The sequence below is a fragment of the Micromonospora sp. LZ37 genome (assembly GCF_059359015.1).
Map to the genome: position 1 here is coordinate 347,670 of NZ_JCADBL010000001.1, position 22,432 is coordinate 370,101.

Here is a 22,432-nt window from a genome sequence, read left to right on the forward strand (position 1 = left end):
GGAGCCATGGCTGACGAACCCCTGATCCTCGGCATCGAGACCTCCTGCGACGAGACCGGCGTCGGCATCGTCCGCGGGCACACCCTGCTGGCCGACGCGCTCGCCTCCAGCGTCGAGCAGCACGCCCGGTTCGGCGGCGTGGTGCCCGAGGTGGCCAGCCGCGCCCACCTCGAAGCCATCGTGCCGACCATGCAACGGGCGCTGCGCGAGGCCGGGGTGACGATCGCCGACATCGACGCCATCGCGGTCACCTCCGGCCCCGGCCTGGCCGGCGCCCTGCTGGTCGGGGTCGCCGCCGCCAAGGGCTACGCGCTGGCCGCCGAGAAGCCGGTGTACGGGGTGAACCACCTCGCGGCGCACGTCGCCGTGGACACCCTCGAACACGGCCCGCTGCCCGAACCGGCGATCGCGATGCTGGTCTCCGGCGGGCACTCCTCGCTGCTGCTCGTCGACGACCTGGCCCGCGGCGTCACCCCGCTCGGCGCCACCATCGACGACGCCGCGGGCGAGGCGTTCGACAAGGTGGCCCGGCTGCTCGGGCTGCCCTTCCCCGGCGGGCCGTACATCGACCGGGAGGCCCGGGCCGGAGATCCGGCGTCGATCGGTTTCCCGCGCGGGCTCACCGCCGCCAAGGACCTCGCCGCGCACCGCTACGACTTCTCGTTCTCCGGCCTGAAGACCGCGGTGGCGCGGTGGGTGGAGGCCCGGCAGCGGGCCGGCGAGCCGGTGCCGGTGGCCGACGTCGCCGCGTCCTTCCAGGAGGCGGTCTGCGACGTGCTCACCGCCAAGGCGCTCGCCGCCTGCCGCGCCAACGGCATCGAGACGCTGGTCATCGGCGGGGGAGTGGCGGCCAACTCGCGGTTGCGGGCGATGGCCGAGCAGCGCGCCGAGAAGTACGGCATCCGGGTCCGGGTGCCCCGGCCGAAGCTCTGCACCGACAACGGCGCGATGGTCGCCGCGCTCGGCGCGCACCTGGTCGCGGCCGGGGTGGCGCCGAGCCGGCTGGACCTGCCGGCCGACTCGGCGATGCCGCTGACCACGGTCAGCGTGTGACGGCGGCGGAAGGGACCAGCGACGTGATCGTGCGGATGTGGGAGGCGCGCGCCGAGCCCTACGGCTTCGCCGAACTGATCACCTGGGTCTGTGACACGGCGCTGCCCGAGTTCGAGCACGACCCGTTGCACCTGTCCAGCGAGGTCTTCTCCTCCACCGACCACCGGGTGGTGGTGATCTCCAAGTGGCGGAGCAGTCCCCGGCCGCTGCCCGAGCCGCCGGCCATGCTGGTCGCCCGCCCTCCGCACTCCTGGGACTTCACCCAGGTCGACCGCTGACCACGACGGGCCGGGAGCCTCCGCTCCCGGCCCGTCGTGGGGTGTCGGGGTCAGCTGCGGCGCATGATGCGCCAGGTGGCGACGCCGCCGGTGCCGAGCGCGAGGAGGAAGACCGCCCAGACCACGGTGGTGCTGATCGCGACCGAGGGGGCCGGGGCGCCGGCCTTCGCGGCGGCGATCAGCGAGTCGCTCTGGGCGGCCGGGATGGCGGCCGGCGGCAGCTGCTGCCAGCGGACCAGCCCGGTGCTCTCCAGCATCGACATGTGGTCGTTGACGAACTTGTTGGCCTCGTCGGCCAGCTTGCGGACCGTCGCGTCCCGGGTGCTGGCCCGGACCGCCCCGATCACCGGGTAGATCTTGCCATGCGCCACCCGCAGCCGGGTCACGAAGATCTGGTCGAACTGGGCGCCGGTGGCCTCCTGCATCTCGGAGAGCCACCCCTTCTGCTCGCTGGTGGGGTCGGTGGGCAGGGTGGCGCCCAGCTTGTTGGCTGCGTCGACCACCAGCTGGTCCAGCACGCCGTGCTGCCGGGCGATCTCCGCGCCGATCTCCCGTACCCGGGCGGACTGGCCCCGCTCGGCGGCCATCTGCCCGGCGGGCATCTCCCACAGGCCGGCCAACCGGACCCCGTTGAGCAGCGTCATGTCGGCGGCGTTCATCTGATTTCCGGGGGCGGCGACGGCGGCGCCGGGCAGGACGGTGAACCCCGCCACCAGCGCGATGAGGAGCACCGCCATCCGGTGGATCCGGTGCCCCTGCCGACGACGTGCGGATTCCAGCGGTGCCATGCTGCGGTGCCTCCTCGCCTCGGGCGGTACGCGTGACGCCGGGCAGCGGATCCGCCGGCTGCCCGTCCGTCCACTGGTACGGATCACCCGCCGAAAGAGTTCACCGATCCGGGCCAGCCACTGACCGAGGACTCAGCGCGCGAGGTGGCTCGGCCGATCAGCGGGTCAGCGCCATGAAGAGGCCGAGCAGCAGCAGGGTGGCCGCGGCGACGGCGAAGAGCAGCAGCAGCTCCCGGCGCCCGGACCCGTCGACGTCCGCCCCGTCCAGTCGGTCCGGTGCCGGCAGGTCCCGGGTGAGCGCGGCCAGGTCGCCGAGGGTGCGCGCGGTCCAGACCCCGGCCACCCGCTCGGAGAACTCGTCCAGGCTCAGCCGCCCCGCGGCGGTGTGCCGTTGCAGCTCGGCGACCATCTGGTGCCGGTCGTCGTCGGAGGCGCGCAGCTGGACGTCCACGTGCGACAGCGTACGCAGCGGGCGGCGGCGGCGGGACCGGCCGGTCAGCCGACGTCGAGCGGGTCGGCGAGGAGCCGTTCGAAGGCCAGCTCGGCCGCGCCGATCAGCGCCGCGTCCTCACCGAGCTTGGGGGTGCGCAGCCGGACGTGCTCCAGGCAGGCGGGCAGCCCGACCGAGTTGAGCCGGCTCCGGACCTGCGCCGCGGCGGCCAGGTAGAGGTCGCGCATCGTGCCGCCGAAGATGACCATCTCCGGGTTGAAGATGTTGACCAGGTTGGCGACGCCGAAGCCGAGCCAGTCGCCGGCCTGGCGTACCGCGGTCTGGGCCCGGGCGTCGCCGCGGTCGGCGGCGTCGAAGACGGCCAGCAGCGCCTCCCGGCCGCGGGCGTGGGACCGGCCGGCGGCCCGCAGCAGCGCGTGCTCGCCGATCTCGGTCTCCCAGCAGCCGCGCGAGCCGCACTCGCAGGGCTCGCCGTCGCGGACCACCACCATGTGCCCGACCTCGCCGCTGTAGCCGCCGTGGCCGGTCAGCCGGCGCCCGCCGGCGATGATGCCGGCCCCGACGCCGACGTCGCCGTACAGGTAGATCACGTTGTCGCAGCCGGCGGCGACCCCCCGGGCGTGCTCGGCGAAAGCGGCCACGTCCGCCACGTTGCCCACCGTCACCGGTACGTCGATGCGGAGTTCGTCGGCGAGCGCCGCGCCGATCGGCTGGTCCACCCAGCCGGTGGTCGGACCGAGCCGGACAAGGCCGTCGTCGCGGCGGACCATGCCGCAGACGGCCACCCCGGCGCCGACGCAGATCGAGCCGGCCGGTACGGCCTGGCGCATCTCCTTCAGCGCCGTGGCCAGCAGCGGCGTGGTCTCCCCGGCGTCCAGGCCGCGCGGCCGGTCCAGGTCCCGGCGGTCGAGCACCTCACCGCCGAGACCGATCCGCGCGGCCCGCAGCCGGTCCACCTCGATCGAGTACGCGTACGCGTAGACCCGGGCCGACTCGGGCCGGACGACCAGTGACGGTCGTCCGGCCCGGCCGGTCTCCTTCGGCGTCCCCTCGCTGACCAGCCCGGCGCCGGCCAGGTCGGCGGTCAGCGCGCCGATGGTGCTGCGGTTGAGCCCGAGCGTGGTGGTGAGTTCCGCGCGGGTGGTGGCGCCGTGCACGTGCACGTGACGGAGCAGCGCCCCCAGGTTCTGCCGCCGGATCTCCTCCTGGCTCGGTCCTGTCCGCATCGTTCCGGTACCCCGCGTCCCCGCTGGTCGGCGTGTGCCGTCGGTCAACGGGTGCCGGTGGCCGCGGAGCGGCGGCGGGACAGCGCGTCGACGCTGGCCGCGAGGAGCAGCACCACACCGGTGACCACGTACTTGACTCCCGAGCTGTACCCCATCAGGCCCATGCCGTTGTCGATGACGGCGACCACCGCGCCACCGAGCACGGCGTCGAGGACGCGGCCCTTGCCACCGAAGAGGCTGGTGCCACCGATCACCGCCGCGCCCACGGCGTAGAGCAGCACGTTGCTGCCGCCGGTGTTCGGGTCGACCGAGTTGGCCCGGCTGGCCGCGACGATGCCGCCGATGGCGGCCATCGAGGAGCAGATCACGAAGACCGAGATGCGGATCCGGTCGACGTTGATGCCGGCGCGGCGGGCCGCCTCCTTGTTGCCGCCGACCGCGTAGACGTGCCGGCCGTAGCTGGTGCGCTGGAGCACGAAGGTCCAGAGGATCAGCAGGAGCGCGATGATGGGCACCACGATGGGCACGCCCTTGAGCGAGGTGACCAGGACGTTGCGGCTGCGCTCGAGGTTGAGGATGTAGACGGCGGCGCCGAGGATCAGCGCGAGGGTGCCGATCCGGGCGAGGACCACCGCGATCGGGTCGGTGAGCAGCCCCCGGGTGGCCCGCTTGCGGTGCCGGAGCAGCTGCACGGCGGCGTACCCGCCGACCGCGACGGCCACCAGCAGCCAGCCGAGGACCGGCGAGAGGTTGCGGTTGGCGATGGCGACCAGGGTGTCGTCCCGGATCGAGATGTTCGCGCCGTCGTCCATCAGCATCAGCACGATGCCCTGGAAGGCGAGGAACCCGGCGAGGGTGACCACGAAGGACGGGATGCCGACCTTGGCGACCAGCACGCCGAGCGTCGTGCCGATGACCACGCCGGTGACGATCGCGGCGAGCACCGCCACGTACCAGGGGTAGCCGAGCACGGTGGCGACGTTGGCCAGGATGGCCGCGCAGACCCCGCTGGCGAAGCCGGCGGAGAGGTCGATCTCGCCGAGCAGCAGGACGAAGACCAGGCCCATCGCGATCAGGGTGACCGCCGCGCCCTGGGTGAACAGGTTGGCGAAGTTGCCGGCGGAGAGGAACGACGGCCGCATGATCGCGAAGACCGTGCAGAGCACGGCCAGACCGAGCACCGCGGGGAGCGCGCCGATGTCGCCGCCGCGTACCCGGCTCACGTAGTTGCGGACGTGGCTGCCGACCGTGGCCGCGGGCGCGACGGCGGCCGGGCCTTCCTTCTTGACGGCGGTGGTGGTCATCGGACGGCTCCCGAGGTGGTGTCGGTGGACCCCGCGGCGTGACCGGCGCTGCCGGTACCCGCCTCGGCGAGGCCGAGGGCGCCGGAGCGGCCGGCGGTGATCAGCTCGACCACCTGCGAGTGGGTGATGTCAGTGGTCTTCACCTGGGCGACCATCTGGCCGAGGTAGAGCGCGGCGATCCGGTCGGAGACGGCGAAGACGTCGTTCATGTTGTGCGAGATGAGCACCACGGCCAGGCCCTTGTCGGCGAGCCGGCGGACCAGCTCCAGCACCTGGGCGGTCTGCGCGACGCCGAGGGCGGCGGTCGGTTCGTCGAGGATGACCAGCTTGCTGTTCCAGAGCACCGCCTTGGCGATCGCCACGGTCTGGCGCTGGCCGCCGGAGAGGCTGGAGACGTGCTGCCGCAGCGACTTCACGGTGCGGACGCTGAGCCCGGCGAGGGTCTCGGCGGCCATCTGCTCCATGGTCGGCTCGTCGAGCACGAGTCCGCTGCGCTTCTCCCGGCCGAGGAACATGTTCTGCACGATGTCGAGGTTGTCGCAGAGCGCGAGGTCCTGGTAGACGACCTCGATGCCGAGCGCGGCGGCGTCCCGGGGGCTGTTGATGGTCACCGGCTTGCCCTCGAAGAGGAACTCGCCGCCGTCGGTCGGGTAGATGCCGCTGATGCACTTGACCAGGGTCGACTTGCCGGCGCCGTTGTCACCGACGAGCGCGGTCACCTCGCCGGGGTGGGCGGCGAAGGCGACGTCGCGGAGTACCTGGACGGGACCGAAGCTCTTGTCGATCCCGCGTAGTTCCAGCAGGGGGGTCGCGGACACGGGGGTCTCCTTTGCGCGGAGGGGAGATCTCGGACCCGTCCGGTGGCGGGACGCCGCCCGGCACGGTTGTCACCGTGCCGGGCGGCGTCGCCTGTGGAGCGGGGTGGGAACGGTACGGGTCAGCTGATGCCGGCGTCGGCGCAGAGCTTGGCGTACGTCCCGGTGCAGAGCTCGTCCTTGGTCACGAAGCCGTCGGCCACGACGTCCTTGACGTTCTCCTTGTAGATGGCCTTCGGGGTGAGCAGCACGGCGGCGACGTCGCGGCCACCCTCCGGGTCCTTGACCGTCTGACCGGTCTCCTTCTTCTCGCCCTTGGCGACCGCGATGGCCAGGTCGGAGGCGGCCTTCGCCTCCTCCTTGATCGCCTTGTAGACGGTCATGCACTGGTCACCGGCGAGGATGTTCTGCAGGCCCTGCGGGGTGGCGTCCTGCCCGGTCACCGGGACCTTGCCGTTGAGCTTGTTCTTCTTGAGCACCGAGATGGCCGCGTTGCCGAGGCCGTCGTTGGCGGCCAGGACACCGTCGATCTTGCCGCCGGCCTTGGTCAGCTGCTGCTCGAAGATCGTGGCGGCCTGGGTGTTGTCCCAGTCCGGCACCGAGTCGTCGGCGACCTTGGTGTACTCCTTGGCGTCGACCTTCGGCTTGAGGATCGAGTCGTAGCCGTTCTTGAACAGGGTGGCGTTGTTGTCGGTCGGCGAGCCGTTGAGGTAGCTGATCGCCGGGTTCTTGACGCCCTTGTCGGTCAGGCACTTGGCCAGACCCTCGCCCTGGAGCTTGCCGACGGCCTCGTTGTCGAAGCTGACGTAGTACTGCGCCGAGCCGCCCAGCGTGAGCCGGTCGTAGTCGATGGTGGCGACGCCCTGCGACTTGGCCTTGTCGAGCACGGCCTTGCCGGTGCCGGAGTCCAGGTTGACGATCATCAGGGCGGTGACGCCGTTGGTGATCATCTGGTCGGCGATGGTCTGGAAGGCGTTCTTGTCGCCCTGCGCGTTCTGGATGTCGTAGTCGACGCTGGCGGCCTTGAAGGCCTCCTCCAGGAACTTGCGGTCCGCGCCCTCCCAGCGGGCGGAGGACTTGCTGTCCGGCAGGATCACGCCGATCTTCGGCTTCTTTTCGGTGGAGCCGCCGGCCTGGCCGGTGCCGGAGTCGTCACCGCAGGCGGCCATGCTGCCGGTGGCCAGCAGGCCCACGGCGGCGAAGGTGAGGAAGCCCTTGCGCATCTGCACGGGTCCTTTCGGGGGTGGGGGAGTAGTTGCTTTTGTTGTGCCCGGCAACGTATTCCCGTTCACGTTCCGCGCGCAAGCCTGCCGAGGTCAGAAGTTTGTTGGCGGCAGTAACAATTCAGCAACGCGGTTGTCACGCGCCGGACACCCACCCAGGAAGCGCTCTCTCGGACCCGACCGGAAGCGCCTGCGCCGAGCGCCGACCGGCACCCGCGACGCGCCCGTTCCGCGGCCGACCGAGCGGGGCGGGCCCGGGTCAGGAGCCGGCGGCCAGCCTCGCCGTGACCGCCCCGGTGAGCGCCACCAGGTCGGTCGGGGAGAGCTCGACCTGGAGCCCGCGCCGGCCGGCCGAGACGTAGACGGTCCCGTACGCCAGCGCGGAGGAGTCGAGCACCGTCGGCAGTCGCCTGCGCTGGCCCAGCGGGCTGATCCCACCCCGGACGTAGCCGGTGGCCCGCTCGGCGACCGCGCGGTCGGCCATGGTGGCCCGCTTGCCGCCGGTCGCCGCCGCCAACGCCTTGAGGTCCAGCTCGCCGGTGACCGGCACGACCGCCACGGTCAACCCGCCGTCGACCTCGGTGACCAGCGACTTGAACACCCGCTCCGGCGGCACCCCGAGCGCCGCCGCGACCAGCGCGCCGTAGTTCGGCGCCTCCGGGGACACGTCGTACGGATGGGTCCGGTGGGTGATCTTCCGCTTGGTCAGCAGCGCCGTCGCCGGAGTGCCCCGTCCCGCCATGACGGCCACGCTAACCCGGACCGTCCCGGTGGGCGACTCAGCTCGCCACCGGACGGCAGAGCAGCACCGTCGGCGCCCCGGCGACCCGGGTCAGCACCAGGCTCGCCCCGGCGCCGCCGGCCAGCCTCAGGTCGCGGCGCAGCTTCTCCGGCTCCAGCGCCGACCCCCGCTTGAGGATCTCCACCCGGCCCACGCCCCGCTCGCGCAGCAGGGCCCGCAGCCGCTTGAGCGAGAAGGGGAGCACGTCGGTCACCTCCAGGCAGCGGCCGAACGGCGTCGCGGCCGGAGCGTCGGTGTAGACGTAGGCGATGCTCGGGTCGGCGAGGGTGCCGCCGAGGTCGGCGGCGAGCTCCGCGACCAGGTGGGCCCGGACCACCGCGGAGTCGGGATCCAGCAGGTAGCGCCGGACCGGCCCGACCGGCGCCTCGGCGTCGCCGGAGCCGGTCAGCTGATGACCGGAGACCTCCCGGGTGCCGGCGGCGTCGACCGGGGGGCCCTCCCTCAGCAGGGTGGCGCGGCGGGGGGTCTCGGCGAGGCGGCCGCACCAGAGGGCCGCCTCGACCAGGTCACCGTCCACGCTCACCCATTCCGCCTCGGCGCCGGCCGGGATGAGCGCGTGGTCCAGGCCGGGAGCGACCTTCACCACGGTGTGCGGCACCCGCTCGGCGAGGCCGGTGACGAAGTCCCAGGGCGGGGAGTAGGACTTCGGGTCGAAGATCCGCCGCCCGGTGCCGGCCCGGCGCCGGGCCGGGTCGCAGAAGACCCCGTCCACCCGGGCCACGTCGAAGGCCGTCGCGTCGCCGCACTCCACGGTGAACAGCTCGGCCAGCCCCGCGGCCTCGGCGTTCGCCGCGGCCATCGCGGCGGTCACCGGGTCGGCCTCCACCCCGTACACCCGGATGCCGGCGCGGGCGGCGGCGAGCGCGTCCGCGCCGAGGCCGCAACCCAGGTCGGCGAGGCTGCGCACCCCGGCGGCGCGCAGGCGGGCGGCGCGCCGGTCCGCGACCACCCGCCGGGTGGCCTGCTCCAGCCCGGCCCGGGTGAAGAACATGCCGGCCGCCGCCGGGCCGAACTTGCCGACCGCGCGGCGGCGCAGCTCGGCCTGGGTGAGCGCGGCGGCGGCCAGCCCGGCCGGCAGTCCGGCGGAGCGGAGCGCGGCCGCCGCGGTCAGCGGGTCGCCGCCGGCCACCTCGGCCGCCGCCGCGAGCGCGGCCGACCCCGCGGGGGTACGCAGCGCGCCGAACTGGTCGAGATCCACCCGCCCATTCTCCCGCCCCGTTCCGCGTCACCGCCCCGGCCCCTCCGGCGGCGCCCGGCGCGGTTCGCGGCAGGTCGCGGTGTCCCGCCGTGGGTGTCCCCGCGACATGCCGCGAACGGCGGTCGACCACGACCGCGCGGCGCGACGCGCTGGCACTCTCCTTGACGGAGTGCTAGCCGAGGAATAACCTGCGATTAGCACTCTCGCCCTGAGGGTGCCAGCTCCCGGGCCGTGAGGCGCGGGCGCGCACGCCAGGCGGACCGGCACCCGCGACGACGGCCCCGCCAGGTGGCATGTGGCAGATTGACGCCGGCCGGCCTCGCTGGCCGGCAACGAAACCAGTACCCCAGGAGGGTATGCCCGTGACTACCGCGACCAAGGTTGCGATCAAGCCGCTCGAGGACCGCATCGTGGTCCAGGCGAACGAGGCTGAGACCACCACGGCGTCGGGCATCGTGATTCCCGACACCGCCAAGGAGAAGCCGCAGGAGGGCACCGTCCTCGCTGTCGGCCCGGGCCGGATCGACGACAAGGGCAACCGCGTGCCGATCGACGTCAAGGTCGGCGACACCGTCCTCTACTCGAAGTACGGCGGCACCGAGGTCAAGTACGCCGGCGAGGAGTACCTGGTGCTCTCCGCCCGCGACGTCCTCGCGGTCATCGAGAAGTAAGCAACCGATCAGTGTCGCTGCCCCGGTCCGGCTCGCCGGGCCGGGGCAGCGGCGCTTCGAAGGGACATTCATGGCGAAGATCCTGAGCTTCTCGGACGACGCCCGACACCTGCTGGAGCACGGTGTCAACGCCCTCGCGGACGCGGTCAAGGTCACCCTCGGCCCGCGCGGGCGCAACGTCGTCCTGGACAAGAAATTCGGTGCGCCCACGATCACCAACGATGGTGTGACCATCGCCAAGGAGATCGAGCTCACCAACCCCTACGAGAACCTCGGCGCGCAGCTGGTCAAGGAGGTGGCGACCAAGACCAACGACGTCGCCGGCGACGGGACCACCACCGCGACCGTGCTGGCCCAGGCGATGGTCCGCGAGGGCCTGCGCAACGTGACCGCCGGGGCCAGCCCGTCCGGTCTCAAGCGCGGCATCGACGCGGCGGCCGCCAAGGTCTCCGAGGCGCTGCTCGACCGGGCCGTCGAGGTGGCCGACAAGGAGTCGATCGCGCACGTGGCGACGATCTCCGCGCAGGACGCCACCATCGGCGAGCTGATCGCCGAGGCGATGGAGCGGGTCGGCCGCGACGGTGTCATCACCGTCGAGGAGGGCTCCGCGCTCACCACCGAGCTGGAGGTGACCGAGGGTCTCCAGTTCGACAAGGGCTTCATCTCGCCGAACTTCGTCACCGACGTGGAGTCGCAGGAGTCGGTCCTGGAGGACGCGTACGTCCTCATCACCACGCAGAAGATCTCGTCGATCGAGGAGCTGCTGCCGCTGCTGGAGAAGGTCCTCCAGAACAGCAAGCCGCTGCTGATCATCGCCGAGGACGTCGACGGCCAGGCGCTGTCCACGCTGGTGGTCAACTCGATCCGCAAGACCCTCAAGGTCTGCGCGGTGAAGGCCCCCGGCTTCGGCGACCGTCGCAAGGCGATGCTCCAGGACATGGCGATCCTGACCGGCGCCGAGCTGGTCGCCCCGGAGCTGGGCTACAAGCTCGACCAGGTCGGCCTGGAGGTGCTCGGCACCGCCCGCCGCGTCGTGGTCGACAAGGAGAACACCACCGTCGTCGACGGTGGCGGCCAGGCCTCCGAGGTCGCCGACCGGGTCGCGCAGATCCGCAAGGAGATCGAGGCCTCGGACTCCGAGTGGGACCGGGAGAAGCTGGCCGAGCGGCTGGCCAAGCTCTCGGGCGGCATCGCGGTCATCAAGGTGGGCGCGGCGACCGAGGTCGAGATGAAGGAGCGCAAGCACCGCATCGAGGACGCCATCGCCGCGACCAAGGCCGCGGTCGAGGAGGGTACGGTCCCCGGCGGCGGCGCCGCCCTGGCCCAGATCCTCCCGGTGCTCGACGACCACCTCGGCTTCACCGGTGACGACAAGACGGGCGTGTCGATCGTGCGCAAGGCGCTGGTCGAGCCGCTGCGTTGGATCGCCCAGAACGCCGGCCACGACGGCTACGTGGTGGTGCAGAAGGTCGCCGGCCAGGAGTGGGGCAAGGGCCTCGACGCCGCCACCGGCCAGTACGTCGACCTGGTCAAGTCCGGCATCATCGACCCGGTGAAGGTGACCCGCAACGCGGTCACCAACGCCGCCTCGATCGCCGGCCTGCTGCTCACCACGGAGAGCCTCGTGGTGGAGAAGCCGGAGAAGGCCGAGCCGGCCGCCGCCGGTGGCCACGGCCACGGCCACGGTCACGGCCACCAGCACGGCCCGGGTTTCTGACCCACGCCGCAGGCAAGGTCAGGGCGCGCCGTCTCCGCGACGGCGCGCCCTGACCCGTCTCCGGGCCGTCGGCCAGATGGATTACGGAACGCTGACGGTGTTGGCGGTCCGCCCGTTTGATCGACAACACTGGTCCGATGAGCAGCACCCCCCGCGGCCTCGCCGCGCTGGCCGGTATCACCGCCGCCGCCGTCGCGATCGGCGCGGCGGAGCCGGTGGCGGTCCTCACCGGTCCCCGGTCCGCGCCGCTGATCGCGGTGGGCGGGCTGGTCGTCGACCTCGTACCCGAGCCGCTCAAGCAGTTCGCCATCGCCGTCTTCGGGACGTACGACAAGGTCGCCCTGCTGGTCGGGACGGCCCTGCTGCTCGCCGCGTTCGCCGCGCTCCTGGGCGTGCTCGCCGTACGCCGGCTCTGGATCGGGCTGGCCGGCATCGCCGCCTTCGCCGACCTCGGGGTGGCCGCCGCGCTGACCCGGGCCGGCGCGGACGTCGCCGACGCGCTGCCCTCGCTGGTCGGGGCGGGCCTGGGCGCGGCGGTGCTCCGGGCCTTCCTCGCCGGCCCGTTGCAGCTCGACCCGTGGCCGTGGACCCCACCCACGCCGCCGGCCACCACTGTCGACACTCCGCCGCCCACCGGCCCGCCCACGCCCGCCGCTGTCCCGCCCGTCGCCCAGCCGGCCGGTGCCGCTGCCGTTCCGCCCGCGGACCAGCCGGCCCGGGGCGGTGAGCCGACGACCCCCGACCCGGAGTCGCGGCGCCGCTTCCTGCGGGGCGTGGGCGCGCTCGCCGGCGCCGCCACCGTGGCCGGGCTGGGCGGGCACTGGCTCGCCGGGCGGCGCGGCGTGTCGGCGGCCCGGCAGGCGGTGGCGCTGCCCACGCCGTCCTCGCTGGCGCCGGCCGTGCCGGCGGGCGCGGACCTGCCCCTGGCGCAGCTCGCCCCGTACACGACGCCGACCAGCGGCTTCTACCGGATCGACACGGCCCTGGTGGTGCCGCAGGTGGACCCGGAGACGTGGCGGCTGCGCATCCACGGGCGGGTACGCAACCCGATCGAGCTGAGCTTCGCCGACCTGCTGGCCCGGCCGATGGTGGAGCGGTACGTCACCCTGGCCTGCGTCTCCAACGAGGTGGGTGGGGACCTGATCGGCAACGCGCGCTGGCTGGGCGTACCCATCAAGGAGCTGCTGGACGAGGCGGAGCCGGACGAGGGCGCGGACCAGGTGGTCGGCCGGTCGGTCGACGGCTGGACCTGCGGCACCCCGACCGCGGTGCTGCGCGACGGGCGGGACGCGCTGCTGGCGGTCGGCATGAACGGCGAGCCGCTGCCGGTCGCGCACGGCTTCCCGGTCCGGATGGTCGTGCCGGGCCTCTACGGCTACGTGTCCGCCTGCAAGTGGGTGACCGAGCTGGAGCTGACCAGCTTCGCCGACTTCGACGCGTACTGGGTGCCCCGGGGCTGGTCGGCGCAGGGGCCGATCAAGACGCAGTCCCGGATCGACACGCCCCGCCCGCGCAACCGGATCACGGCCGGCGCGGTGACGGTCGCCGGGGTGGCCTGGGCGCAGCACCGCGGCGTCAGCCGGGTGGAGGTACGCGTCGACGACGGCCCGTGGCAGGAGGCGACGCTCGCCCCGGCGGTGTCGGTGGACACCTGGGTGCAGTGGTCGTGGCACTGGACCGCCACCCCGGGGGAGCACACCCTCCAGGTGCGGGCGACGGACAGCTCCGGGGAGACCCAGACGGGCCGACGCCGGCCGGTCGAGCCCGACGGCGCCACCGGTTGGCACAGGGTGAAGGTGACGGTCCGCTGAACCGGCTCGAGTCGTCCACGTCATCGGCTCGAAAGGCATCGCACCGGCCACGCCGGTCCGGCCCCGACGCTCCGCGGACGTGGTCGCCGGGTGGGGTGGACAGCGCGACGCCGCGCCCCGGAGGTGGGGCGCGGCGTCGGCGAGGGTCGGTCAGGCGATCTTGCGCTGGTCCGGCACGGCGGACTTGTGCGGGCGGCCCAGCCGGGCCTCCAGCCGGGCGATGTCGACCCGGGTCTGCCGGCGGTCGGCCAGGTCCTCCCAGCCGAGGGCGAGCAGGCGCAGCCGCTCCGACTCGCTGAAGCCGCCCCAGACGCCGTACGGCTCGCGGACGGCGAGGGCGTGTGCCGCGCACTCGGCCCGGACCGGGCAGGCGCGGCAGACGGACTTGGCGCCCATCTCGCGGCGCAGCCGGGACGACCCGCGCTCGCCGTCGGGGTGGAAGAACTGGGCGCTGTCCCGGCCCCGGCAGGCGCCGAGACGCTGCCAGTCCCACAGGTCGACGATGGGTCCGGGCAATCTGCGTACGTTCGACATCAGCACCCCTCCTCCCGCGCGGAACCGCGGAGATCCTCTGTGAACCGGTGTCCGTGCGGCGGTCCGCGCAGGCGCACCGTTCCGGCTTGAACGCCTCGGTACCCGGGCTTTCCCCGACTCACACGTCTGTGATCGAAAACCTCGGACAACTCGCGGCATATGCCCCAGATGTCGGAAAAGTTCGGAGGATTGCCCGGAACCCCCTCCCGGGCCGAGCCCGTCGTGGTCTGCTCGTGACCGGAGAGGAGACCACAGTGCGTACCGTTCTCGTATGCGTTCGGACACCGCTCGCCGCGCAGCAGTTGACTTCCGCGGCGGCCCGTCTCGGGTTGGCGGCGGTCGTGCGGACAGCCGTCTCCGATCCCGAGGTGATGCTGCGGCTCGCCGAGCGTCCCGTCGACGTGGTGCTGGCCGACACGGCCCTCACCCGCCCCGACAGCGCCGGCTTCGTCCGCCGGGTGCTGGCGCGCGCGCCGCAGGCCGCCGTGCTGCTGCTCGGCGCCGAGGAGTCCGAGGCGGCGGCGGCGAGCATCAGCGCCGGCGCCCGGGGGCTGATCCAGGGCGCCGACCACGACCTGACCAGCGCGGTGGCCAAGGCCCTGCTGCTGCTCTCGGCACCCGGCAGGGCGGCCCGGCACCGGGTGACCGACCCGGTGCGGGACACCGCCGCGGTCGGCGCGCCACCCCGGCCGGTCGCCGGCCGTCCCCCGGCCGGCCCGGCGACCACCTGGTCCGCCGGCCCGGCCGAGACGCCCGGCGGAGGGCCGTCGGTGGTGCCGGTGCAGCGCGGTGACGACGAGGCGGAGCCGGAGGCCGCCGAGCCCGAGACCCCGCCGCCGCCGGGTCGGCGCGGCGCGCCCGGGGCGCGCGGCGGGCGGACCCCGGTCGGGCTGACCGAGCGGGAACTCCAGGTGCTGCTCGGCATGGCCGAGGGGAAGAGCAACGCGGAGATCGGGCGGGAGTTGTTCGTCTCCGAGGACACGGTCAAGACGCACGCCCGCCGGCTGTTCCGCAAGCTCGGCGCCCGGGACCGGGCGCACGCGGTGGCCGCCGGCTTCCGGGCCGGCCTGGTGGCCTGACCGTCCGCTGCCGGGTGCGACCAGCCTCAGCCGTCGGCGGAGCTGTCGTCCTCGGCGGTCTCGGTCAGCGTGTCGTGCACCCCGTCGGCGTATCCCCGGGCGTAGTCCCAGGTGACGTAGTGGTCCGGGTCGGGGTCGTAGGCCGGCTCGTGCACCCGGGGGCGGCCCGAGCTGAGCAGGTGCCGCAGGTTGCCCCGGAGCAGGTCCCAGTCGAAGTAGTGCGGCTCGCGGCAGTCCTCGCACTCGATGACCAGCCCGCGGACCCCGATCGGGGCCAGCAGGGCCTGGTAGATCTCCAGGTCGGCCAGATCCTCCAGCACGTCCTGGCGCTCGACCTCGGTCAGCGGGTCGAGCGCGGCGTCCTCGCCCGGGTCGTGCAGGTCCGCGGCCGGATCGGCCGGGTCGCCGTTGAACGGGTCGATGGGCTCGTCGTGCACCCCCTCACCGTAGACCCAACCCCGTCGGGGCGCGTGCCCCCGGGCGTCGCTGTGGCACCGCCTACCCGCGCCGCCGCCGCCGGAGCCCGCCCAGCTCAATGGGTACGATGGACCGACGCGGCGTCACCCCGGCGTGCGCCGGTGCCCGCGCGCCACCTCGCTGAAGCCCGTCCGAGCAGCTCAGGGGAGCAATCGTGGAGAATTCGCCCAGCACCGACCAGCTGACCGGAGCCGTGCCCGGCGAGGTCGGCGGTCACCTGCCGGAGCTGCCGGCCGGCTCGGCGCGGATCGTGCCGCTCGGGCTGACCTTCGACGACGTGCTGCTCCAGCCGGGCGAGTCGGACGTGGTACCCAGCCGGGTCAACACCCGGACGAAGCTCACCCGCAACGTCGAGCTGACCGTGCCGCTGCTCTCCAGCGCGATGGACACCGTCACCGAGGCGCGGATGGCGATCGCGATGGCCCGCCAGGGCGGCATCGGCGTGCTGCACCGCAACCTCTCCCTGGAGGACCAGGCGCTCCAGGTCGACCTGGTCAAGCGCTCCGAGTCCGGCATGATCACCAACCCGGTGACCGCCAGCCCGGACGACACCCTCCGCGAGGTCGACGAGCTCTGCGGCCGCTACCGCATCTCCGGCGTGCCGGTGGTGGACGGCGACGGCCAGCTGGTCGGCATCGTCACCAACCGCGACATGCGCTTCGTCTCCGAGCCGGACACCCCGGTCCACGAGATCATGACCCGGACGCCGCTGGTCACCGCGCCGGTCGGGGTGAGCAAGGACGACGCCCTCGACCTGCTGCGCCGGCACAAGGTGGAGAAGCTGCCGATCGTCGACGACTCGGGCCGGCTGCGCGGGCTGATCACCGTCAAGGACTTCACCAAGAGCGAGCAGTACCCGAACGCCACCAAGGACGACGCCGGCCGGCTCCGGGTCGCCGCCGCGGTCGGGGTGGGCGAGGACGCGTACAAGCGGGCCCGCACCCTGGTCGACGCGGGCGTCGACGTGATCATCGTGGACACCGCGCACGGTCACCAGCGGGCCGTGCTGGACATGGTGCGCCGGCTCAAGAAGGACGTGACCATCGACATCGTCGGCGGCAACGTCGCCACCTACGCCGGGGCGAAGGCGCTGGTGGACGCCGGTGCCGACGGCGTCAAGGTGGGTGTCGGCCCGGGCGCGATCTGCACCACCCGGATCGTCGCCGGGGTGGGCGTACCGCAGATCACCGCGATCATGGAGGCGGCCCGGGCCGCCCGGCCAGCCGGTGTCCCGGTCATCGGCGACGGCGGCATCCAGTACTCCGGCGACATCGCCAAGGCGCTGGTCGCCGGCGCCGACACGGTGATGCTCGGCAGCCTGCTGGCCGGCTGCGAGGAGAGCCCCGGCGAGCTGATCTTCATCAACGGCAAGCAGTACAAGGCCTACCGGGGCATGGGCTCGCTCGGCGCCATGCAGTCCCGCGGCCAGGCCAAGTCCTACTCCAAGGACCGCTACTTCCAGCAGGACGTGCTCGCCGAGGACAAGCTCGTCCCCGAGGGCGTCGAGGGCCAGGTGCCCTACCGGGGGCCGCTCTCCGCGGTCGCCCACCAGCTCATCGGCGGGCTGCGGGCCGCGATGGGGTACGTCGGCGCGGAGAGCATCCCCGAGCTGCACCGCCGTGGCCAGCTCATCCGGATCACCGCGGCCGGGCTCAAGGAGAGCCACCCGCACGACATCCAGATGACCGTCGAGGCGCCCAACTACCACTCCCGCTGACCATCCCCCAACCACCTGGAGTCCCCCATGCGTGACGTGGTCGAGATCGGGCTGGGCAAGACCGCGCAGCGCGGTTACCACCTGGACGACATCGCCATCGTGCCGAGCCGCCGGACCCGGGACGTCGACGACGTCTCCACCAGCTGGCAGCTCGACGCGTACCAGTTCGACATCCCCTGCGTCGGACACCCGTCGGACGCCACCATGAGCCCGGCCTCGGCGGTGCGGCTCGGCCAGCTCGGCGGCCTCGGCGTACTCAACGTCGAGGGGCTCTGGACCCGGTACGAGAACCCGAGCAAGATCCTGGAGGAGCTGGCCGGCCTCGACGAGGACGCCCGGGCCACCAAGCGGCTCCAGGAGGTCTACGCCGAGCCGATCCGGCCCGACCTGATCGCCGAGCGGGTCCGCGAGCTGCGCGCCGGCGGCGGCACGGTCGCCGTCCGGGTCTCCCCGCAGCACACCCTGGCGCTGGCCCCGGTGATCCTGGACGCCGGCGTGGACATCCTCGTCATCCAGGGCACCATCGTCTCGGCCGAGCACGTCTCGACCACCGACGAGCCGCTGAACCTCAAGGAGTTCATCGCCGACCTCGACCTGCCGGTGGTCGTCGGCGGCTGCACCGACTACAAGACGGCGCTGCACCTGATGCGCACCGGCGCGGCCGGTGTGATCGTCGGCATCGGCGGCGACGACTGGTCCACCACCGAGTCGGTGCTCGGCATCCGGGTGCCGATGGCCACCGCGATCGCCGACGCCGCCGCGGCCCGCCGCGACTACCTGGACGAGACCGGCGGCCGGTACGTGCACCTGATCGCCGACGGCGACATACAGACCTCCGGCGACATCGCCAAGGCGCTCGGCTGCGGCGCGGACGCGGTGATGCTCGGCGAGGCGCTGTCGCTCTGCGAGGAGGCGCCCGCGGGTGGCGCCTGGTGGCACTCGGCCGCCAGCCACCCGTCCCTGCCGCGCGGCGCGTTCGAGGTGGCCGGCGAGCCGCTCGGGGAGATGGAGCGGCTGCTCTTCGGCCCGGCCGACGAGCCGGACGGCCAGCTCAACCTCTTCGGCGGGCTGCGCCGGGCGATGGCCAAGTGCGGCTACCGCGACCTCAAGGAGTTCCAGAAGGTCGGCCTGGTCCTGGACCGCTGACCTCGACGAACCGCTCCGACGCACCGGCCGGGCCGATAGGCTCGGCCGGTGCGTCGTTCTCCCGCCCGGCTCCGGCCGGCGCTCGCCGTGGCCGTCGCGGCGGCGGTGGTCCTGGTCGGTTGCACCGGGCCGGACGACGACCGCGACGGCTTCCGGCCCGGGGCGGCCGACGCCGGTGACCCGTACGTCCCCGGCCGGGGCAACGGCGGCTACGACGTCTCGGCCTACCGGCTCCGGGTGCGCTACGACCCGGCGAGCGACCGGCTGGCCGGCCGGGCCTCCGTCACCGCCACCGCCACCGCCGCGCTGTCCCGGTTCAACCTGGACCTGGTCGGCTTGGACGTCTCCCGGGTCACCGTCTCCGGGGCGGCGGCTCAGCACCGCCGCGACGGCGACGAGCTGGTGGTCACCCCGCCGCGCGGCCTGCCGCGCGGCACCGGGTTCACCGTGGACGTCGACTACGGCGGGACACCCACCTCGGTGGCCGACACCATGCTGGGCAGCGGTGGCTGGCTGCACACCGCCGACGGCGCGATCGCCCTCGGCCAGCCCGACTCGGCGGCCACCTGGTTCCCGGTCAACGACCACCCCTCCGACAAGGCGACCTACGACGTCGAGGTGACCGTCCCGGACGGACTCGCCGCGCTGGGCAACGGGGTGCCCGGGCCGAAGGCCGCCCGGGACGGCTGGACGACCTGGCGGTGGACGGAGTCCTCCCCGATGGCCAGCTACCTGAGCACCCTGGTGATCGGGCGGTACCGGGTCCGGACCGGCACCCACGCCGGCAGGCCGATGGTCACCGCGGTGGCGGCGGCCCTCCCGGTGGACGGTCCGCAGGCCCGGTCGCTCGCCCGCACCGGCGCGATCGCCGACTTCCTGGCCGAGCGCTTCGGGCCGTACCCGTTCGGGTCGTACGGCGGCATCGCGGTCGCCGACGAACGGATCGGGTACGCGTTGGAGACGCAGTCCCGGCCGGTCTACGGGCCCGGCTTCTTCCGCGGCGGCCGGCCGAACGAGTCGGTGGTCGTGCACGAGCTGGCCCACCAGTGGTTCGGTGACAGCGTCACGCCGGCCCGGTGGAGCGACATCTGGCTCAGCGAGGGCTTCGCCACGTACGCCGAGTGGCTCTGGGAGGAGCACGGCGGCGGCCGCAGCGCGCAGCGGAACTTCGAGCTCCGGTACGCCGCGACCGACTGGTCGAAGCCGTCGGTGGACCCGGGCCGGGCGGCGATGTTCGGTGACGCCGTCTACCAGCGCGGCGCGCTCGCCGTCCACGCGCTGCGGCGCGCCCTCGGCGACGAGACCTTCTTCCGCCTGCTGCGCGGCTGGACCGCCGAGCGGCGCGACGGCACGGTGACCACCGCCGACTTCGTCGGGTACGCCGAGCGGACCGCCGGCCGGTCGCTGGGTCCGTTCCTCGACGCCTGGCTGGTCGGCGCGAGCGCCCCCGCCCTGCCGTGACGGTGTCGTGACCGTCGATCGGTAGGCTGCCCTCCGCGACCGGCCTCAATGGGCGGTCGGCGGTGGCGGCACGGGGTCTCCACCGGCACGGGGGAGGAAAGCACGATGAGAGTGGGACGGCGAAGTCTGTCGACGGGTGTCGCGGTGCTGATGGCCGGGACCGTCGGGGTGGCCGGTTGCGAGTCGGACCGGTCGGGGTCGACGCCTTCGGGGAGCGCCGCTGCGACCCCGTCGCGGAACTTCCAGCCGGGGGCGGCGGGGGTGGGCGACGCCTACTTCCCGAGCTACGGCAACGGCGGGTACGACGTGAGCGGCTACACCGTCAAGGTCCGCTACGACCCGGCCAAGGACCAGCTCACCGGCGTCACCACGGTGAAGGCCGCCGCGACCGGGGACCTGAAGTCGTTCAACCTGGACCTGGCCGGTCTCACCGTGACCGCGGTGACGGTGGACGGCGCCCCGGCCACCCACGTGCGGGAGAAGAACGAGCTGGTGGTGACCCCGGCCAAGGGGCTCGCCACGGGCGCCGCCTTCGTCGCCGAGGTCAGCTACGAGGGGGTGCCGAAGCCGCTGAAGAACGAGGCGCTCGGCGAGGGGGGCTGGTTCCACACCTCCGACGGGGCGATCGCCCTGGGCCAGCCGGAGTCGGCCAGCACCTGGATGCCGGTCAACGACCACCCCTCGGACAAGGCCACCTACGACTTCGAGATCACCGTTCCCGACGGCCTGACCGCGGTCAGCAACGGGCTGCTGCGTGGCAAGGCCGCCAAGGACGGCTGGACCACCTGGAGGTGGAGCGAGGCGGCGCCGATGGCCAGCTACCTCAGCACGGTGGTGATCGGGAAGTTCCGGACGAACACCGGCTTCCACAAGGGACGGTCGGTCTTCAACGCGGTCAGCACGAAGGTGCCGAAGGGTGCCGCGGACGACTCGATCCTCCAGACCCTCAAGATCGCGGACTACCTGGAGAGCCTCTTCGGCCCGTACCCGTTCGCGACGTACGGCGGGGTGGTCGTCTCGGACAAGCGCATCGGCTACGCGCTGGAGACGCAGAGCCGGCCGGTCTACTCCGCCGGCTTCTTCCGCCGGGGTGAGAACACCGCGGTGGTGACGCACGAACTGGCGCACCAGTGGTTCGGCAACAGCGTGGCGCTGACGAAGTGGCAGGACATCTGGCTCAACGAGGGTCTCGCCTCGTACGCCGAGTGGCTCTGGGCGGAGCACACCGACGAGTACACCGCGAAGCAGGCGTTCGACATCCGCTACGCGCGGGTGCCCGCCGAGGTCTGGCGTACCCCGCCGGGCAAGCCGGGGGCGAAGAAGCTGTTCAGCGAGTCGGTCTACCAGCGGGGTGCGATGACCGTGCACGCGCTGCGGGTCGCGGTCGGCGACAAGGCGTTCTTCGAGATCCTCAAGACCTGGGCGACGGAGAAGCGCAACGCCAACGCGACCACCGAGGAGTTCGTGGCGCTGGCCGAGCGGATCTCCGGCAAGCAGCTCGACAAGCTCTTCGACGCCTGGCTGTACGGCACGAAGAAGCCGGCCGCGCCGAAGAAGCTCTGACGCGTCACCTCCGGACCCGCAGCTCGGGGTGGGCGGCGAGGTACGTCTCGGCGTCGCCCGCCTTGAGCGCGGTGAGGAAGTCCCGTCCGACCTTCTTGAGCTGCTCGCCCCGGTAGCCGCTGCCCCTGCCGACACCCGCGCCGGGCAGCCCGACCAGGGTGATCCGGTCCGCCGGCAGCCCACCCAGCGCGTACGCGAGGTCCACGATGCGGGGTCCGCCGGCGTAGAGCAGGGTGTCGCCGAGCGCCGCGGTGATCTGCTCGACCCGGTCCGGCTGTCGGGCCAGCCCCTCGTCGAGGATGCTGCGCGCCATCGCCTTCAGCAGTTGCTGCTGGTGGCGCTGCCGGGCGTAGTCGCCCCCGGTGATGTACCGCTGGCGCGCGTAGTCGAGCGCCTGCCAGCCGTTGAGGTGCCGCTCGCCCTGCTCGTAGACCATCTGCGGCCCGGTGTAGCCCCCCGGTGCGGGGTCCCGGTGCCGGCCGTCGGGCCGCCGGTGCAGCGAGACCACCCGCTGGTCGATGTAGAGGTCCACCCCGCCGAGGGTGTCCACCAGCCGGTCGAAGCCGGTGAAGGTGATGACCGCGCCGGCGTCGACGCGGAGTCCGGTGTAGCCGCTGACCGTGCCGCGCAGCAGTTCGTACCCCTGGGTGGCGCTCGGTTGCTTCGGGCTGCCCGGCACCCGGCTGCCGTAGCTCATCGCGTGGGTGAGCTTCGTCCGTCCGCCCCGGTAGCCGGACTTCGGGAAGGCCGGGATGTCGACGAGCAGGTCGCGGGGGAGGGAGAAGAGGTACGCCCGGTCCAGCCCGGCGGGCACGTGCAGCATCAGCACCGAGTCGGCGTGCGGCTCCCACCCCGGCACGCTGACCCGGGTGTCGATGCCGACCAGCAGCAGGTTGAGCGGACCCTTGACGCCGGTGCCCGGCGGGGCGGTCGGGCTCGGGGCGGCGGTGCCGCCGGGCGGGCCGGTGGTGGCGGCCGGTCCGGGCCGGCGCTCGGGCCCGGGGTCGCCGACCAGCCGGGTGACGACCAGCGCGCCGCCGCCCACCAGGAGGACCGCCACGAGGGCGGCCAGCAGCAGCGCTCGACGCGGCCGCCGCGTTCCTGACCCGCCAGTCATG

At 73.2% G+C, this 22,432-nt stretch carries 21 protein-coding genes; 10 read left to right on the top strand and 11 right to left on the bottom strand.

The window, feature by feature from the left end; genetic code table 11:
- Positions 1-6: 6 nt before the first annotated feature.
- Both tsaD and AC5L3Z_RS01680 read left to right on the top strand, forming a co-directional pair.
- Positions 7-1,053: a tRNA (adenosine(37)-N6)-threonylcarbamoyltransferase complex transferase subunit TsaD gene (tsaD, locus tag AC5L3Z_RS01675; protein WP_494838943.1), complete on the top strand. Its 1,047-nt coding sequence runs from the start codon at positions 7-9 to the stop codon at positions 1,051-1,053.
- A gap of 23 nt (positions 1,054-1,076) precedes the next feature.
- Positions 1,077-1,331 (top strand): hypothetical protein, encoded by a 255-nt coding sequence (locus AC5L3Z_RS01680; RefSeq protein WP_494839574.1) that lies wholly within the window; start codon positions 1,077-1,079, stop codon positions 1,329-1,331.
- A 50-nt stretch (positions 1,332-1,381) separates the two neighbouring features.
- Here the strand turns inward: AC5L3Z_RS01680 and AC5L3Z_RS01685 are convergent, their stop codons facing one another.
- From AC5L3Z_RS01685 to AC5L3Z_RS01720, 8 genes are all read right to left on the bottom strand, one after another.
- A complete protein-coding gene (locus tag AC5L3Z_RS01685; protein WP_494838944.1) occupies positions 1,382-2,119 on the bottom strand; it encodes a DUF4142 domain-containing protein in 738 nt (245 codons plus the stop codon).
- A 157-nt stretch (positions 2,120-2,276) separates the two neighbouring features.
- A complete protein-coding gene (locus AC5L3Z_RS01690) occupies positions 2,277-2,570 on the bottom strand; it encodes a DUF1707 SHOCT-like domain-containing protein (protein ID WP_494838945.1) in 294 nt (97 codons plus the stop codon).
- A 44-nt stretch (positions 2,571-2,614) separates the two neighbouring features.
- Positions 2,615-3,796 carry an ROK family protein gene (locus AC5L3Z_RS01695; RefSeq protein WP_334529522.1) on the bottom strand — a complete coding sequence of 394 codons (1,182 nt, stop codon included), beginning with the start codon at positions 3,794-3,796 and terminating at the stop codon, positions 2,615-2,617.
- A 44-nt stretch (positions 3,797-3,840) separates the two neighbouring features.
- Positions 3,841-5,100, bottom strand: a complete 1,260-nt coding sequence (locus tag AC5L3Z_RS01700; RefSeq protein ID WP_334529525.1) for a sugar ABC transporter permease — start codon at positions 5,098-5,100, stop codon at positions 3,841-3,843.
- Positions 5,097-5,918: an ATP-binding cassette domain-containing protein gene (locus tag AC5L3Z_RS01705; protein ID WP_494838947.1), complete on the bottom strand. Its 822-nt coding sequence runs from the start codon at positions 5,916-5,918 to the stop codon at positions 5,097-5,099. Before AC5L3Z_RS01705 ends, AC5L3Z_RS01700 begins: the two co-directional genes overlap by 4 nt.
- 119 nt (positions 5,919-6,037) lie before the next feature.
- Entirely contained in the window at positions 6,038-7,138 is a 1,101-nt protein-coding gene (locus tag AC5L3Z_RS01710) for a sugar ABC transporter substrate-binding protein (protein ID WP_494838949.1), read from the bottom strand.
- Positions 7,139-7,397: 259 nt separating this feature from the next.
- On the bottom strand, positions 7,398-7,880 hold the full coding sequence (ybaK, locus tag AC5L3Z_RS01715; protein ID WP_494838951.1) for a Cys-tRNA(Pro) deacylase: 483 nt from the start codon (positions 7,878-7,880) through the stop codon (positions 7,398-7,400).
- 37 nt (positions 7,881-7,917) lie between these two features.
- Entirely contained in the window at positions 7,918-9,138 is a 1,221-nt protein-coding gene (locus AC5L3Z_RS01720) for a THUMP-like domain-containing protein (RefSeq protein ID WP_494838952.1), read from the bottom strand.
- A 356-nt stretch (positions 9,139-9,494) separates the two neighbouring features.
- Here AC5L3Z_RS01720 and groES point away from each other — a divergent pair, with 356 nt between their 5' ends.
- The 3 genes from groES (at position 9,495) to AC5L3Z_RS01735 (ending at position 13,337) form a co-directional block, all read left to right on the top strand.
- Positions 9,495-9,809 (top strand): co-chaperone GroES, encoded by a 315-nt coding sequence (groES, locus tag AC5L3Z_RS01725; protein ID WP_018222648.1) that lies wholly within the window; start codon positions 9,495-9,497, stop codon positions 9,807-9,809.
- 70 nt (positions 9,810-9,879) lie between these two features.
- Positions 9,880-11,526 (top strand): chaperonin GroEL, encoded by a 1,647-nt coding sequence (groL, locus tag AC5L3Z_RS01730; protein ID WP_494838954.1) that lies wholly within the window; start codon positions 9,880-9,882, stop codon positions 11,524-11,526.
- A gap of 137 nt (positions 11,527-11,663) precedes the next feature.
- Positions 11,664-13,337 (top strand): molybdopterin-dependent oxidoreductase, encoded by a 1,674-nt coding sequence (locus AC5L3Z_RS01735; protein ID WP_494838956.1) that lies wholly within the window; start codon positions 11,664-11,666, stop codon positions 13,335-13,337.
- A 150-nt stretch (positions 13,338-13,487) separates the two neighbouring features.
- On the opposite strand, the gene AC5L3Z_RS01740 is transcribed toward AC5L3Z_RS01735, so the two are convergent.
- Positions 13,488-13,871, bottom strand: a complete 384-nt coding sequence (locus tag AC5L3Z_RS01740; RefSeq protein WP_334529555.1) for a WhiB family transcriptional regulator — start codon at positions 13,869-13,871, stop codon at positions 13,488-13,490.
- A gap of 254 nt (positions 13,872-14,125) precedes the next feature.
- Between AC5L3Z_RS01740 and AC5L3Z_RS01745 the strand changes: the two genes are divergently transcribed.
- Positions 14,126-14,950: a helix-turn-helix transcriptional regulator gene (locus AC5L3Z_RS01745; protein WP_494838958.1), complete on the top strand. Its 825-nt coding sequence runs from the start codon at positions 14,126-14,128 to the stop codon at positions 14,948-14,950.
- 26 nt (positions 14,951-14,976) lie between these two features.
- On the opposite strand, the gene AC5L3Z_RS01750 is transcribed toward AC5L3Z_RS01745, so the two are convergent.
- Positions 14,977-15,387, bottom strand: coding sequence for a DUF5319 domain-containing protein (locus AC5L3Z_RS01750; RefSeq protein WP_494838959.1), 411 nt, complete (start codon positions 15,385-15,387; stop codon positions 14,977-14,979).
- Positions 15,388-15,581: 194 nt separating this feature from the next.
- On the opposite strand from AC5L3Z_RS01750, the gene guaB reads away from it, so the two are divergent.
- The 4 genes from guaB to AC5L3Z_RS01770 all read left to right on the top strand — a co-directional run bounded on the left by guaB (position 15,582) and on the right by AC5L3Z_RS01770 (position 21,314).
- Positions 15,582-17,144 carry an IMP dehydrogenase gene (gene guaB / locus AC5L3Z_RS01755; RefSeq protein WP_334529562.1) on the top strand — a complete coding sequence of 521 codons (1,563 nt, stop codon included), beginning with the start codon at positions 15,582-15,584 and terminating at the stop codon, positions 17,142-17,144.
- A gap of 27 nt (positions 17,145-17,171) precedes the next feature.
- The gene (locus AC5L3Z_RS01760; RefSeq protein ID WP_494838960.1) at positions 17,172-18,290 is read left to right on the top strand and encodes a GuaB3 family IMP dehydrogenase-related protein; all 1,119 of its coding nucleotides are present in this window, start codon (positions 17,172-17,174) and stop codon (positions 18,288-18,290) included.
- Positions 18,291-18,338: 48 nt separating this feature from the next.
- Entirely contained in the window at positions 18,339-19,751 is a 1,413-nt protein-coding gene (locus AC5L3Z_RS01765) for a M1 family metallopeptidase (RefSeq protein WP_494838962.1), read from the top strand.
- A gap of 150 nt (positions 19,752-19,901) precedes the next feature.
- On the top strand, positions 19,902-21,314 hold the full coding sequence (locus AC5L3Z_RS01770; RefSeq protein WP_494839575.1) for a M1 family metallopeptidase: 1,413 nt from the start codon (positions 19,902-19,904) through the stop codon (positions 21,312-21,314).
- Positions 21,315-21,318: 4 nt separating this feature from the next.
- Here AC5L3Z_RS01770 and AC5L3Z_RS01775 read toward each other — a convergent pair whose 3' ends face one another.
- Positions 21,319-22,431 (bottom strand): LCP family protein, encoded by a 1,113-nt coding sequence (locus tag AC5L3Z_RS01775; protein ID WP_494838964.1) that lies wholly within the window; start codon positions 22,429-22,431, stop codon positions 21,319-21,321.
- Position 22,432: the final 1 nt, after the last annotated feature.